The sequence below is a fragment of the Gemmatirosa kalamazoonensis genome (assembly GCF_000522985.1).
Taxonomy (GTDB): domain Bacteria; phylum Gemmatimonadota; class Gemmatimonadetes; order Gemmatimonadales; family Gemmatimonadaceae; genus Gemmatirosa; species Gemmatirosa kalamazoonensis.
Genome location: NZ_CP007128.1, coordinates 3,349,138 through 3,362,544, shown reverse-complemented (window position 1 = coordinate 3,362,544; position 13,407 = coordinate 3,349,138). Strand labels below are relative to the sequence as shown.

Here is a 13,407-nt window from a genome sequence, read left to right as displayed (position 1 = left end):
AGCCCGGCGAGAACCCCGGCGACACCTGGGTCATCGTCACGCGCGGCATCAAGCGCGACTACGACATGGGCGGTGAGGTGGTGCACGCGCTGCGCGGCGTGGACCTCGCCATCGGCCGCAACGAGTACGTCGCGATCATGGGCCCGTCGGGCTCGGGCAAGTCGACGTTCATGAACGTGCTCGGCTGCCTCGACACGCCGTCGGCGGGCGAGTACTGGCTCAACGGCCAGAACGTCTCGCAGATGAGCGACGACGAGCTGGCGCGCGTCCGGAACAAGGAGATCGGGTTCGTCTTCCAGACGTTCAACCTGCTCCCCCGCTCCACCGCGCTGCAGAACGTCGAGCTGCCGCTGGTCTACGCCGGCGTGCCGTCGGCCGAGCGCCGCAAGCGCGCCGAGGGCGCGCTCGACGCGGTGAACCTCGGCTCGCGCATGCACCACAAGCCGAACGAGCTCTCCGGCGGTCAGCGCCAGCGCGTCGCGATCGCGCGGGCGCTCGTGAACCGTCCGTCGATCCTCCTCGCCGACGAGCCGACGGGGAACCTCGACTCGAACACGTCCGAGGAGATCATGCGCGTGTTCGAGGATCTCGCGCGGCAGGGGCAGACGGTCGTCATGGTCACGCACGAGCCGGACATCGCCGCGCACGCGCGGCGCGTCGTCGTGCTCCGCGACGGGCTCGTGTCGAGCGACGAGCGTCGGGCGCAGTTCGTGGCGCGCATCCACGCCGGCGGCAGCGTGCACGAGACGGCGGGCACCGCCGGCACGTAACGCGCGCCGGCCTCACTCCCTCCTTCCGTGCCGTTCCTCGAGGCCGTCACTCTCGCGCTGCAGACCCTCCGCGTTCAGAAGCTGAAGAGCTTCTTCACGCTGCTCGGCGTGACGATCGGGGTGATGTTCCTCATCGCGGTCGTGTCGATCGTGAACGGGATGGCGCGGTACGTGGAGCAGGACTTCGCCGGGAAGTTCCTCGGGGTGAACACGTTCAACCTGCGGCGCTTTCCGGACATCAACAACGAAGTGGACGACGCCACGTGGAAGGCGTGGCAGCGTCGGCCGCCGATCACCGAGGAGGACGCGCTCGCCGTGCGCGCGTCGCTTCCCGGCGGGACGCGGTGGGCGATCCAGGACGTGCGCTGGGTGACACCGCTCACGCGGTACGCGCGCGGCGGCCCGCAGGTGATCGCGCAGGCGGTGACGCCGGAGTACTTCGCGATCAAGGATCTCGTGGTCACGCGCGGGCGCGTGTTCACGGAGCAGGAGGCGCAGTACGGCGCCGCCGTCGCCGTCATCGGCGAAGAGGTCGCGTCGCTGTACTTCCCGGGCGTCGATCCGCTCGGGCGCGAGTTCACGATCGACCACGTGCCGTTCACGGTGGTCGGCGTGCTGGAGAAGCAGGGCACGGTGTTCGGCTTCTCGCTCGACCGGCAGATCGTCGCGCCGTTCTACTCGCCGATGCGGCGCATCACGCACTCGCGCGTGAACCTGTACGGCGTGGTCGTGCAGGCGACGACGGACGCGGAGCTCGCGAACGCGCGCGAGGTCGTGCGCGAGACGATGCGCCGGCGGCACAAGCTGCGCCCCGGCGTTCCCGACGACTTCGCGTTCGAGAGCTCGGAGACGGCGCTGCAGGAGTGGCTGTCGATCAAGAAGTACCTCGTGCTCGCCGGCACGCTGCTCCCGGCGATCGGCCTCGTCGTCGGCGCCATCGTCATCATGAACATCATGCTCGTCGCAGTCGTCGAGCGGACACGGGAGATCGGGGTGCGCAAGTCGTTAGGCGCGCGCCGGCGCGACATCCTCGGCCAGTTCCTCGTCGAGTCGACGACGCTCAGCGTGGTGGGTGCCGCGCTCGGCGTGCTGCTCGGCGTGGCGCTCGCGCAGGCGGTGAAGGCGGCGACGCCGCTGCCCGCCGCGGTGGCGCCGTGGTCGGTGCTCGCCGCGGTGGCGTTAGGCGCCGGCGTGGGGATCGTCGCGGGCGTGTATCCGGCGAGCCGCGCCGCGCGGCTGGACCCGATCGCGGCGCTCCGCCAGGAGTGACGCGATGCGACTCCGCGACCGACTCTACCAGCTCGCCGAGGGCGTGCTGATCGCGCTCGACGCGATCCGCGCGAACAAGGTGCGCGCCGGCCTGACGATCCTCGGCATCGCCGTCGGCGTGTTCGTCGTGACCGTGATGTCGGCCGCGGTGCACGGCATCAACGAGGGCGTCGCGCGGTCGATCGCCGCGGCCGGGCCGACGTCGTTCTTCCTCACGCGGTGGCCGGCGGAGATCAACTCCTGCAACGGCTCCGCGGACAGCTGCCCGTGGCGCCGGTTCCCGCCGCTCACCATCGACGAAGCGCGCCGCATCGAGCGGCTGCCGACGGTGGGGAGCGTCGTGTCGGAGGTGGGCTCGTCGGCGCGCGTGCGGTACGCCGATCGCGAGCTGCCGTCGGTGGGACTCACCGGCTACTCGCCCGCGTGGCTCGACCTCGTGGGCGGCGACATCGTGGAGGGGCGCAACATCACGTCGTCGGAGAACGAGGCCGGCGCGCGCGTGGTGCTCGTCAACCCGCCGCTGAAGGAGCGGCTGTTCGCCGGCGGCGAGGCGGTCGGCAAGGACGTGCGGCTGAACGGTGAGCTGTTCCGCGTCGTCGGCGTGTACCAGCCGCTGCCCAACGCGTTCGAGAACGGCGACAAGGGCCGCCTCATCGTGCCGCTCGAGACGGCGCGGCGTCGGCTGCAGGTGGACGTGCACTGGCTGCAGATCTCCGTGAAGCCGCGCCCCGGCGTGGCGCGCGACGCGGCGATCGACGAGGTGCTGACGATGCTGCGCGCCGAGCGGCATCTGCATCCCGGATCGGTCAACAACTTCTTCGTCTCGACGCCGGAGAAGATCCTCGAGCTGTACAACAAGATCGTCGGCGCGTTCTTCCTCGTGATGATCGTGCTGTCGGCGGTGGGGCTGCTCGTCGGCGGCGTCGGCGTCGTCGCGATCATGATGATCTCCGTGACCGAGCGCACCCGCGAGATCGGCGTGCGCAAGGCGTTGGGCGCCACGCGGGCGACGATCCTCTGGCAGTTCCTCGTCGAGGCGGCGACGCTCACGAGCGTCGGCGCCGTGTCCGGGCTGTCGCTCGGCGTGCTGCTCGCCTACGTCATCCGTCACAGCACGCCGATCCAGGCGTCCGTGCCGTCGCTCGCGATCGTCGCGGCGCTCGCCGCGAGCGCGCTCACCGGCATCGCGTTCGGCCTCCTCCCCGCGGCGCGCGCCGCCCGCCTCGACCCGGTCGAGGCCCTTCGCTTCGAGTAGTCGCTCCCGTCCCCCCGCTCATGCCCTTCTGGGAAGCCGTCACCCTCGCGCTGCAGACCATCCGCGTGCAGAAGCTCAAGAGCTTCTTCACCGTGCTGGGGGTGCTCATCGGCGTGATGTTCCTCATCGCCGTCATCTCCATCGTGCAGGGGATGAGCAACTACATGGAGAACGACTTCGCCGGGAAGCTGATCGGGGCGAACACGTTCACCGTCAGCCGCATGCCCAACTTCCAGGTGGGCGACGTGTCGGAAGCGGAGTGGCGCTCGTGGCAGCGCCGGCCGCGCATGTACGAGACCGACGTGCGCGTCATCCGCTCGGCGCTTCCGTCGGGCACGCCGTCCGCGATCGAGGGGCAGGTGTTCGCGTACGCGACGTCGCCCTACGCGCGGCGCCGCCAGGTGCAGGCGGTCGCGGCGGACGGCGACTACTTCCAGATCAAGAAGTACAACCTCACGAACGGGCGCGCCTTCACGCAGCAGGAGGCGGAGATGGGCGCCCGCGTGCTGGTGATCGGCACCGAGGTGGCCGAGCACTTCTTCCCCGACCTCGACCCGGTCGGGCGCGAGCTGAAGATCTCGGGGATGCCGTACACGATCATCGGTGTGATCGAGAAGCAGGGGAGCGTGTTCGGCTTCTCGCTCGACCGGCTCGCCATCGCGCCGTACCACTCGCCGCTGGCGCGCATCACGAACCCGCAGGACGACATCGACGGCCTGATCGTGCAGGCGGCGTCGCGCGAGCAGATCGCCGACCTGCAGGACGTGGTGCGCGAGACGATGCGCTCGCGCCACCGCCTGCAGCCGGCGGAGAAGGACGACTTCGCGCTCAGCAGCTCCGAGTCGGCGCTCGCGTTCTTCGACGAGATCAAGGGGAAGATGACCGTGTTCGGCGCCGCGCTGCCGGCCATCGGCATGATCGTCGGCTCCATGGTCATCATGAACATCATGCTCGTGGCTGTGGCCGAGCGCACCCGCGAGATCGGCATCCGCAAGGCGCTCGGCGCACGCCGGCGCGACATCATGACGCAGTTCCTCGTGGAGGCGGCCACGCTCAGCGTGATCGGCGCGGCCATGGGGATCTCGCTCGGCCTCGTCGGCGCCAAGCTGCTGTCGATCGCCTTCCCCTTCCTTCCCGCGGGCATCGCGCCGTGGTCGATCGGCTTCGCGCTCGCGTTAGGCGCCACGGTGGGCGTCATCTCCGGCGCGTACCCGGCGAGCCGCGCGTCGCGGCTCGACCCGATCGCCGCGCTGCGCCAGGAGTGACGCCGTGAACTTCCTCGCTCGTATCGTCCAGTCGCTCGAGGGCGTTCTGATCGCGCTCGAGGCGATCCGCTCGAACAAGTTCCGCGCGTTCCTGACGATGGGCGGCGTCGCGATCGGCGTGTTCGTCGTCGTCGCCATGGCCGCCGCGGTACACGGCATCACGAAGAGCTTCCAGAGCGACGTCGAGGACTTCGGCGCGACGTCGTTCCAGGTGCGCCGCCGCGACATCAGCCTCGGTGGGTGCGACGGCACCGACGAGAACTGCCCCGACCGGCGCAACCCGGCGATCAGCCCCGAGGAGGCCGCCGCGATCCGCGCGCTGCCCAACGTGCAGGCGGTGACCGAGATCTGGGGCGACCAGAAGCCGTTCCAGTACCGCGACCGCTTCCTCTCCTCCGTCGGCTACGACGCGCTCAGCGACCAGTGGCTGCAGACCGACCGCGGCGACATCTCCCCGGGACGCAGCTTTTCGGAGCAGGAGAACAAGGCCGCGGCGCGCGTCGTCATCATCAACGACACGCTGCAGGCGCGGTTGTTCGGCGACTCCGATCCGATCGGCAAGCAGATCACGATCGAGCGGCAGCCGTTCACGGTCATCGGCGTCTACCACACGAAGGGCGGCTTCCTGAAGACGATGGACGGCCGAGGCCCCGACCGTCCGCGTGCGGTGATCCCGATCGAGACCGCACGCCGGCACCTGAACCTGTGGCGCTACGGCGTGGTGCTCATGGTGAAGCCGCGCGACGGCGTGAATCAGGCCGACGTGATGGACGACGTCACCGCTCTGCTCCGCTCGCGGCGCGGCCTGCGCCCGTCGCAGCGCAACAACTTCGCGCTCGTGACGCAGGACCGCATGATGGAGGTGTTCAACAAGCTGTTCGGCACCCTCTTCATCATCGGCCTCGCGCTCTCCGCGGTCGGCCTCCTCGTCGGCGGGGTGGGCGTGGTGGCGATCATGATGATCTCCGTGACGGAGCGCACACGCGAGATCGGCGTGCGGAAGGCGCTCGGCGCGACGAAGGGGACGATCCTCTGGCAGTTCCTCGTCGAGGCGGCGACGCTCACGAGCCTCGGCTCGGCCGCGGGGCTGGTCCTCGGGGCGGGCGCGGCGCTGCTCATCAACTCGACGACGCCGATCCCTGCCTCGGTGCCGCCGTCGGCGGTGATCTCCGCGCTCGTCGCGGCGGCGGTGACGGGCATCGCGTTCGGCATGGTGCCGGCGATCCGCGCCGCGCGCCTCGATCCGGTGGAGGCGCTCCGCTACGAGTGAGCGCCCACGGATGCGGCCGCCCGTGACGCGCGCACGGGCGGGGCGTCATCGGGACAGGTGCAGCGTGCGTGCGGCACTTGCGGGGTTTCGTTCCCGGAACTCATGTTCCGCGAGGGTGTTCCAGCCCACCCCGCCCGACCGAACGCTCTTCCCGTCGTGAGGAGTTCCGCATGCGACGTCCCCTTCGCGCGTTCACGCTCGGCGCCGCGCTGCTCAGCGCGGCGTGTGCCGGCCATGGCATCTCGCTCGGCACGTCGAATCGCCCGACCGATCCTGCGCTGCTGCTGAGCTGTGCGCGCTCGGTCGCCAGCGAGCGCGGGCTCGCCGAGATCACGCAGTCGCCGGAGACGATGGAGCTCCAGGCGAAGAGCGTGGTGGACGTGTCCACGCCGTCCCAGCGCGGCGCGACGCCGTCGTACGACGTGCTCACGGTGAAGATCGCGCAGGCGAAGCAGGGCCTGCGGATGCTCGTTGGCAGCTCGAGCTACGCGCTGCGGCAGCTCCGCACCGGAGGCGTCGGCACGTCGGCCGCGAAGACGGAATGGGTCGGCACGCCGCCGTCGGAGCGCGTGGGACTCGTGCGCGACGCGGTGCTCACGCAGTGCGGGACGCTCGGGAACTGAGCGCAGAGCGCAGAGCGCAGAGCGCAGAGCGCACAGAGGGCCTCCGGGACTGGTTCCTGGAGGCCCTCTCTGCGCTCTGCGCTCCGCACTCTGCGCTGCTAGATTGGGCGCCATGCCGACACCGGACGACGCGTCGACCGTGGACGTGCTCGCGATCGCCGCGCACCGCGACGACGTGGAGCTGACCTGCGGGGGCACGCTGATCAAGAGCGCACGACTGGGCCGCCGCACGGGCATTCTGGATCTCACGCAGGGCGAGATGGGGACGCGTGGCTCCGCGGCGCTGCGCCAGCGGGAGTCGGAGCGGGCGGCGGAGATCCTCGGTGTGTGCGTGCGCGAGAACCTCGGGCTGCCCGACGCCGGGATCACGAACACCACCGAGACGCGGGCCGCGCTCGCGACGGTGATCCGGCGTCTGCGACCGCGCGTCGTCATCGCGCCCGCGCCGCAGGGACGGCACCCGGACCACCGCGTGACCGCGGAGCTGGTGCGCGACGCGTGCTTCGTCGCGGGGCTCGCGAAGGTCCGTCCCGACGTGCCGAAGTTCCGGCCGAAGAAGCTCGTGTACTCGATCACGTACCGCGAGGACTACGCGAAGCCGACGTTCGTCGTCGACATCAGCGACGAGTTCGAGCGGAAGCTCGAGGCGATCATGAGCTACGCCTCGCAGTTCGACGGCGAGACGCAGGCGGGCGAGGTGTTCCCGAACGGCGAGCCGCTGTACGACATCGTGCGCCACCAGGCCGCGCACTACGGCTCGCTCATTCGCACGCGCTACGGCGAGCCGTTCTACACCATCGAGACGATGCGCGTCGACGACGTCGCGGGTCTCGAGGTCTCCTCCTTCTGACGGCGACGTGACCGACGGCGATCACACCGACGGCGACCGCTCGACGGCGACCGCCGTGACGTACGGCTCCTACCTCGCGCTCGACGAGCTGCTGTCGCTGCAGCGCCCGCGCGCCACGGTCGGCGGTGCCGAGCATCCGGACGAGCTGCTGTTCATCGTGGTGCACCAGGCGAGCGAGCTGTGGTTCAAGGTGATCCTCCACGAGCTCGACGCGCTCGTCGCGGCGTTCGAGGATCGCTCGGCGGAGCGCGCGCTGTGGCACCTCGGCCGGCTGAATGGGCTCATGCGCATCGTGTCGGGGCAGCTCACCGCGCTCGACACGCTGCCGCCGCAGCGCTTCATGCAGTTCCGCACGTACCTCGGCACGTCGAGCGGCTCGCAGAGCGTGCAGTTCCGCGCGATCGAGGCGGCGTCGGGGCTGCGCGACGAGCACTTCCTCGCCGCGCTGCGCGAGCACGGCGAGATCCCGCCGCTCGTCGCGCGCATGCTCGACCGGCCGACGCTCCAGGAGCTGTTCCTCGCCCTGCTCCGCTCGAGCGCCGTGACGCCGGAGGAGCTGTACCTCGGCCCCGGTCCGTCGACGCTGTTCTTCCTCGCCGAGGGACTCATGGAGTACGAGCAGCAGTTCGCGCGGTGGCGGTTCCAGCACGTGCAGCTCGTGGAGCGGATCATCGGCCCGGGCACCGGCGGGACGGGCGGCACGTTAGGCGCCCGCTATCTCGCGCAGACCGTCTCGCAGAAGTTCTTCCCAGTGCTGTGGGAGGTTCGGAGCCGCATGTACGGCGCGGCCAGCGCGAGGTGACCCGCGACGCGCTGATCGACGTGAGCGTACCGCTGCGGCCCGGCACGCCCGAGTGGCCCGGCGACACGCCGTACACGTGCGGCTGGACGTGGGCCATCGCCGACGGCGCGAGCGTGAACGTGTCGACCATCTCCATGAGCCCCCACGTGGGCACGCACGCCGACGCGCCGCTGCACGTGCGCGAGGGCTGGCCGGCGAGCGACGCGCTGCCGACGTCGGCGTTCGTCGGACCGTGCGCCGTCGTCGACGTGCCGGGCGTCGCGCGCGCGAGATCGAGCTGGACGAGCTCACCGCACACGCGCGCGAGGCGAACGTGCATCTCGACGACGTCGCGCGTCTGCTGCTCCGCACGGGACGCACGATCGCCACCGGCACGTTCCCGCACGACTGGCCGTGGCTGTCGACGGCGTGCGTGCGCGCGCTCGCCGCACGCGGCCTCGTGCTGCTCGGCGTCGACGCGCCGAGCGTGGACGCGCGCGAGAGCAAGACGCTCGACACGCATCACGCGCTGTTCGACGCCGGCGCGTTCAACGTCGAGAACCTCGACCTGCGCGCGGCGAGCGCGGGCCGCTACGAGCTGCTCGCCGCGCCGCTGCGGATCGTGGGGCTCGACGCGGCGCCGCTGCGGGCGCTGCTCCGCCCCGCCTCGCGTTAGGCGCCGGCCGCGCGCTCGGCGCCGACGCGCTCCTTCAGCCGCGCGAACGCGCCGCGCACGCCGGTCGGCAGCTCCAGGTCGTCGGCGATCGCCGCGATCTCCTCCGCATCGCGCCACGCGCGCTCCAGCTCCGCGAGCTCCCCCTCCATCGCGCGGCGCTCGCTCTCCTCGTGGGCCGCCATCTCGAGCGCGAGGCGCGCGGCGAGCGGCAGATGGCGCAGGATGCCAGGGTCGCGCGTCACCCAGCTGCTCGCGGCGAGCCGGCGCCTGTCCGCCTCGGCCACGAGCGCGAAGCACTCCGCCGGGGTGCGGGCGGTCTCCAGCAGGTCGACGGCGTCGCGCACCGTGCCGCGCGGGGCGCCGTTCGCGTTCATCTTCGGCAGCAGCATCGCGGCGACACGCAGCGCCTCCTCGCCGCTCAGCGTGTGGGCCCCGGCGCGCCCGGTCGACACCTTCGCCAGCCATCCCGTCGCATCGCGACGCACGCCCTCGACGTGCAGCACGAACCCGTGCTCCCGGTCCGCCCGGATGCGGGCGGTCGTGAGGTCCTTCGATCGGATCTCGAGCGCCACCTCGTGCCCGGGGATGCGGACGGCGACCACGGTGCGGCGGACGTGCCGGATCGCGTTCACGAAGTTCACGAGGTTGATCGCCGGCGAGACGGCGCCGAGGCTCACGAGACCGAGCACGGGCCCGGCCAGCACAGTCGCGGCGCCGGCCGCGGCCACTCCGGCCGAGACGTACAGCGCCCGCCGGCGGCGGCGGCCGAACTGGTCGCCGTAGCGCCACGCCGCGAGCTCCGGCCGCATCGGCGCGCCGATGCGTACCAGCTCCAGCCCCTCGCGCAGCCGCGCGAGCCCGACCTGGTCGGTGGAGACGCGGAGCCGCGTGCCGCGGAACTGCCGCTCCGCCTCCTCGATCGCCTCCCAGCGCGCGTCGAGCGGCGTGAGGTTCCACCGCTCGCAGCTGGGGCAGACGACCCACAGCCGGCCGCGCGCCGCGTCGTACGCGAGACGCCGTCCGACCGGGAAGGATTCCAGGACGTCGTTCCGGCCGAGCGGCTGGTGGCAGAACAGGCAGGTCGAGTACACGGCGCTTGCATCCGGGTGCTGCGCCGCGCGCGGGGACGCAGCGCACGGCTCGGTCGTCTCACACTCGTGCATCGTCGTTAACGGCGCAACGTGCGCCCTGGCCGGGACTTGAAAGGATTCGGTACATTTCGTCCATGCGCGATCCCATCTACCTCGACCACGCCGCCACCACTCCAGTTCGCCCCGCCGTCCGCGAGGCGATGGAGCCGTTCTACGGTCCGCGCTTCGGCAACCCGTCCAGCACCCACCGCTGGGGTCGCGACGCGCGCGCGGCGCTCGACGAGGCACGGGAGCGGGTGGCGCGATGTCTCGGCGCGAACCCGGACGAGGTCTGCTTCACGTCCGGCGGCACCGAGGGCGACAACTTCGCCGTGCTCGGCGCGTGGCGCGCGGCACGCTGGCGCGGGCGGAACGCCATCGTCACGTCGCCGATCGAGCACAAGGCGGTGCTCGCCGCGGTGCATCAGGCGGCGAAGGAGGGGGCCGTGGAACGCCTCCTCGACGTGACGCCCGACGGGGTGGTCGACGAGCGGTCGTTCGACCGGCTGCTGGACGATGCCGTCGCCACGTGCTCGGTGATGTGGGTGAACAACGAGACCGGCGTCGTGCAGCCGATCCCAGCGCTCGCCGCGCGCGCCAAGGCCGCCGGCGCGCTGTTCCACACGGACGCGGTCCAGGCGTTCGGCAAGCTGTCCATCGACCTCCGCACGCTCGTCGTGGACACGCTCACGCTGTCCGGCCACAAGATCGGTGCGCCGAAGGGGATCGGTGCGATGTTCATCCGCCGCGGCACGCCGTTGGAGCCGCTGCTGCACGGCGGCTCGCAGGACCGCGGTCGGCGCCCGGGCACGGAGAACGTCGCGTATGCCGTCGGCCTCGCCCTCGCGATGGAGCTCACGCTGGCCGAGCAGGAGACCGAGCACGCGCGGCTGTCCGAGCTGCGCGACCGGCTGCAGGCGCGGCTGCTCGAGCGCATTCCCGATCTCGTGGTGCACGGGCGCGGCGCCGAGCGCGCGCCGCACGTGCTGAACGTCTCGGTGCCCGGCGTGGACGGCGAGGCGCTGCTCATGGCGCTCGATCTGCGCGGCATCGCGGCGTCGGGCGGCTCCGCGTGTCAGAGCGGCAACGCGGCGCCGTCGCACGTCCTGAGCGCGATGGGCGTCGCCGACGACCTCGCGTCGTCGGCCGTACGACTGAGCCTCGGCTCGCTCACGACGGCCGAGCACATCGACCGCGTGGCGGAGCTGTTCCCCGCGCTGGTCGACAAGGCGCGCGCACAGGCGGCGACGCCGAGCTGGTGATGTCGAAGGGCCGTGTCCTCGTCGCCATGAGCGGCGGGGTGGATTCGTCGGTCGCCGCGGCGCTGCTCGTGGAGCAGGGCTACGACGTCGTCGGCGTGACGATGAAGCTGTTCTGCTACGGCGACGACGTGCCCGACCGGCCGTGCTGCTCGCTCGACTCCATCAACGACGCGCGGCGCGTGTGCGTGCAGCTCGGCGTCCCGCACTACGTGCTGAACCTGGAGAGCGCGTTCGGCCGCGACGTCGTGGACGACTTCGTGAGCGAGTACTCGCGCGGCCGCACGCCGATCCCGTGCGTGCGCTGCAACACGTTCACGAAGTTCCGCGACCTGCTGCGCACGGCGGACAACGTCGACGCGCAGTGGATCGCGACCGGACACTACGCGCGCGTGATCGACGGCGAGCTGGCGCGCGGCGTCGACCGGTCGAAGGATCAGACGTACTTCCTGTGGGGCATCGACCGCGCGGTCGTTAGGCGCATGCTGCTCCCCGTCGGCCACCAGACGAAGGCGGAGACGCGCGCCGTCGCGCACCGGATCGGTCTCGAAGTCGTCGCCGAGAAGGTGGAGAGCCAGGACATCTGCTTCGTGCCGGACGGCGATCACACGAAGATCATCCGCCAGCGACTCGGCGCCGACGCGCCGGCGCTCGCGCGCGGCCCGCTCGTGCTGTCCGACGGCCGCACGGTCGGCGTGCACGACGGCTATGCGCGCTTCACGATCGGACAGCGGCGCGGCCTCCCCGGCGGCTTCGCGGAGCCAATGTACGTCGTCGACATCCGCCCCGCCGAGCGCGCGGTGGTGATCGGGCCGCGCGACGAGCTGTTGGGCCGCGGCGTCGTGGCGCGCGGCGTGAACTGGCTCGTCGACGCACCGGCCGTCGGGGCGCGCGTGGACGTGCAGGTGCGCCACCGCGCGCGTCCGGCCCGCGCGGAGCTGGTGCGCGTCGACGGCGACGAGATCGAGCTCGCGCTCGACGAGCCGGTCGCCGCGATCACGCCGGGCCAGTCACTCGTGCTCTACGACGGCGACCGTGTGCTCGGCGGCGGCATCATCGAAGCCGCGCGGCGAGGGCTGCCGGTGCTCGCCGCCTAACGGCGGTCAGTACTTCAGGCCGAGCTTCTCGGCGAGCTGCTTCATGAGGCCCTGCTGCTCCTCGTCGAGGTGCTGCGGCAGGGTGATGGTCGGCGCGACGAGCAGGTCGCCGCGCTTGTCGCCCTTCGCGATGCCCTTGCCCGGCACGCGGATGCGCTTGCCCGGCTGGATGCCGGCCGGGATGCGCACCTGGATCTTCGTGCCGTCGAGCGCCTTGATGGCGACCTTCGAGCCGAGCGTCGCCTGGGCCATGTTGAGCTTCACCGGCGCGATGACGTCGAGCCCCTCGCGCTTGTAGAAGTGGTCGGGCTCCACGTTGAACGTGATCACGAGATCGCCCGGCGGGCCCCCGTGCGCGCCGCGCCCGCCCTGCCCCTTCAGCCGGACGCGCGTCCCGGTGTCGGTGCCCGGCGGCACGGTGATGCGCACCGGCTTCTTCGTGCGGACCTCGCCGGCGCCGCGGCACGTGGGGCACGGCTCGGACGGCACCTGGCCGCGGCCCAGGCACATCGGGCACGGGCGATTCACGGCGAAGCCGCCCTGGCCGAACGAGATCGTGCCGCGCCCACCGCACTCGGGGCACGTCTTCAGCGTGGCGCCGGGCGCTGCGCCGCTGCCGTGGCAGGTCACGCACTCCTCGGTGACCTCGAGCTCGATGTTGATCTTGTCGCCTAACGCCGCGACGCGGAACGGCACGTCGACGCTGAGCTCCACCGTCTGCCCCTGCTCCGGCCCCTTGCGCGCGTTCGCGCGCTGCTGCCCGCCGAAGATGGAGCTGAAGATGTCGCCGAAGCCGCCGAGGCCTCCGATGTCGAACTGCGAGAAGTCGAACTGCGCGCCGCCCGGCGCGCCGCCGGGAGCGCCGCCGGGCGCGCCGGCACCGGGACGCGGCCCGGGGCGTGCGCCGCCGAAGCCGCCGCCGAAGCCGCCTAACGCGCCGAGTCGACGCATCTCGTCGTACTGCTTGCGCTTCTCCGCGTCGCCGACGACACCGTACGCCTCCGAGATCTCCTTGAAGCGCTCGGAGGCTTTCGGGTCGTTCTTGTTCGCGTCGGGATGGTACTGCTTGGCGAGCCGGCGGTACTGCTTCTTGACCTCGTCCTGCGTCGCCGTCGGCGAGACCCCGAGCACGGCGTAGTAGTCTTTGCCGTTCGCCATGTGC

Annotated in this window: 12 protein-coding genes and 1 pseudogene; 11 read left to right on the top strand and 2 right to left on the bottom strand. The window is 71.5% G+C overall.

The features are described 5' to 3' along the window. The first annotated feature begins 65 nt into the window (after positions 1–65). The 9 genes and pseudogenes from J421_RS14535 to J421_RS34775 all read left to right on the top strand — a co-directional run bounded on the left by J421_RS14535 (position 66) and on the right by J421_RS34775 (position 8,759). A complete protein-coding gene (locus tag J421_RS14535) occupies positions 66–770 on the top strand; it encodes an ABC transporter ATP-binding protein (protein ID WP_104023123.1) in 705 nt (234 codons plus the stop codon). A gap of 27 nt (positions 771–797) precedes the next feature. Further along, positions 798–2,039, top strand: coding sequence for an ABC transporter permease (locus J421_RS14530; protein ID WP_025411906.1), 1,242 nt, complete (start codon positions 798–800; stop codon positions 2,037–2,039). A 4-nt stretch (positions 2,040–2,043) separates the two neighbouring features. Further along, positions 2,044–3,294: an ABC transporter permease gene (locus J421_RS14525; RefSeq protein ID WP_025411905.1), complete on the top strand. Its 1,251-nt coding sequence runs from the start codon at positions 2,044–2,046 to the stop codon at positions 3,292–3,294. Positions 3,295–3,314: 20 nt separating this feature from the next. Beyond that, complete coding sequence (locus J421_RS14520; RefSeq protein ID WP_025411904.1) at positions 3,315–4,559, top strand: ABC transporter permease; 1,245 nt, start codon at positions 3,315–3,317, stop codon at positions 4,557–4,559. Between the two features lie 4 nt (positions 4,560–4,563). After that, positions 4,564–5,829: an ABC transporter permease gene (locus tag J421_RS14515; RefSeq protein WP_025411903.1), complete on the top strand. Its 1,266-nt coding sequence runs from the start codon at positions 4,564–4,566 to the stop codon at positions 5,827–5,829. A 170-nt stretch (positions 5,830–5,999) separates the two neighbouring features. After that, positions 6,000–6,452 carry a hypothetical protein gene (locus J421_RS14510; protein WP_025411902.1) on the top strand — a complete coding sequence of 151 codons (453 nt, stop codon included), beginning with the start codon at positions 6,000–6,002 and terminating at the stop codon, positions 6,450–6,452. 112 nt (positions 6,453–6,564) lie between these two features. Then, entirely contained in the window at positions 6,565–7,302 is a 738-nt protein-coding gene (gene bshB1, locus J421_RS14505) for a bacillithiol biosynthesis deacetylase BshB1 (protein ID WP_025411901.1), read from the top strand. Between the two features lie 7 nt (positions 7,303–7,309). After that, positions 7,310–8,104, top strand: coding sequence for a tryptophan 2,3-dioxygenase family protein (locus J421_RS14500; protein WP_025411900.1), 795 nt, complete (start codon positions 7,310–7,312; stop codon positions 8,102–8,104). Continuing rightward, a pseudogene (locus J421_RS34775) lies at positions 8,059–8,759 on the top strand (cyclase family protein). Before J421_RS14500 ends, J421_RS34775 begins: the two are co-directional and overlap by 46 nt. Here J421_RS34775 and J421_RS14490 read toward each other — a convergent pair. Further along, complete coding sequence (locus J421_RS14490) at positions 8,756–9,850, bottom strand: hypothetical protein (protein ID WP_148306328.1); 1,095 nt, start codon at positions 9,848–9,850, stop codon at positions 8,756–8,758. The pseudogene J421_RS34775 and the gene J421_RS14490 overlap by 4 nt on opposite strands. Positions 9,851–9,984: 134 nt before the next feature. Between J421_RS14490 and J421_RS14485 the strand changes: the two genes are divergently transcribed. Together J421_RS14485 and mnmA are read left to right on the top strand one after the other, a co-directional pair. Continuing rightward, the gene (locus J421_RS14485; protein ID WP_025411898.1) at positions 9,985–11,151 is read left to right on the top strand and encodes a cysteine desulfurase family protein; all 1,167 of its coding nucleotides are present in this window, start codon (positions 9,985–9,987) and stop codon (positions 11,149–11,151) included. Then, complete coding sequence (gene mnmA / locus J421_RS14480) at positions 11,151–12,245, top strand: tRNA 2-thiouridine(34) synthase MnmA (RefSeq protein WP_148306327.1); 1,095 nt, start codon at positions 11,151–11,153, stop codon at positions 12,243–12,245. The genes J421_RS14485 and mnmA overlap by 1 nt, the downstream gene beginning before the upstream one ends. A gap of 6 nt (positions 12,246–12,251) precedes the next feature. Here mnmA and J421_RS14475 read toward each other — a convergent pair whose 3' ends face one another. Beyond that, positions 12,252–13,403 carry a DnaJ C-terminal domain-containing protein gene (locus tag J421_RS14475; RefSeq protein ID WP_025411896.1) on the bottom strand — a complete coding sequence of 384 codons (1,152 nt, stop codon included), beginning with the start codon at positions 13,401–13,403 and terminating at the stop codon, positions 12,252–12,254. Between the last annotated feature and the right edge of the window lie 4 nt (positions 13,404–13,407).

Excerpts from the sequence above, each read along its gene's own strand:
- J421_RS14535 (WP_104023123.1), top strand. The coding sequence starts at position 66 with ATGGGCGGTGAGGTGGTGCACGCGCTGCGCGGCGTGGACCTCGCCATC.
- bshB1 (WP_025411901.1), top strand. The coding sequence starts at position 6,565 with ATGCCGACACCGGACGACGCGTCGACCGTGGACGTGCTCGCGATCGCC.
- J421_RS14485 (WP_025411898.1), top strand. The coding sequence starts at position 9,985 with ATGCGCGATCCCATCTACCTCGACCACGCCGCCACCACTCCAGTTCGC.
- J421_RS14475 (WP_025411896.1), bottom strand. The coding sequence starts at position 13,403 with ATGGCGAACGGCAAAGACTACTACGCCGTGCTCGGGGTCTCGCCGACG.
- J421_RS14525 (WP_025411905.1), top strand. The coding sequence starts at position 2,044 with ATGCGACTCCGCGACCGACTCTACCAGCTCGCCGAGGGCGTGCTGATC.
- J421_RS14520 (WP_025411904.1), top strand. The coding sequence starts at position 3,315 with ATGCCCTTCTGGGAAGCCGTCACCCTCGCGCTGCAGACCATCCGCGTG.
- J421_RS14510 (WP_025411902.1), top strand. The coding sequence starts at position 6,000 with ATGCGACGTCCCCTTCGCGCGTTCACGCTCGGCGCCGCGCTGCTCAGC.
- mnmA (WP_148306327.1), top strand. The coding sequence starts at position 11,151 with ATGTCGAAGGGCCGTGTCCTCGTCGCCATGAGCGGCGGGGTGGATTCG.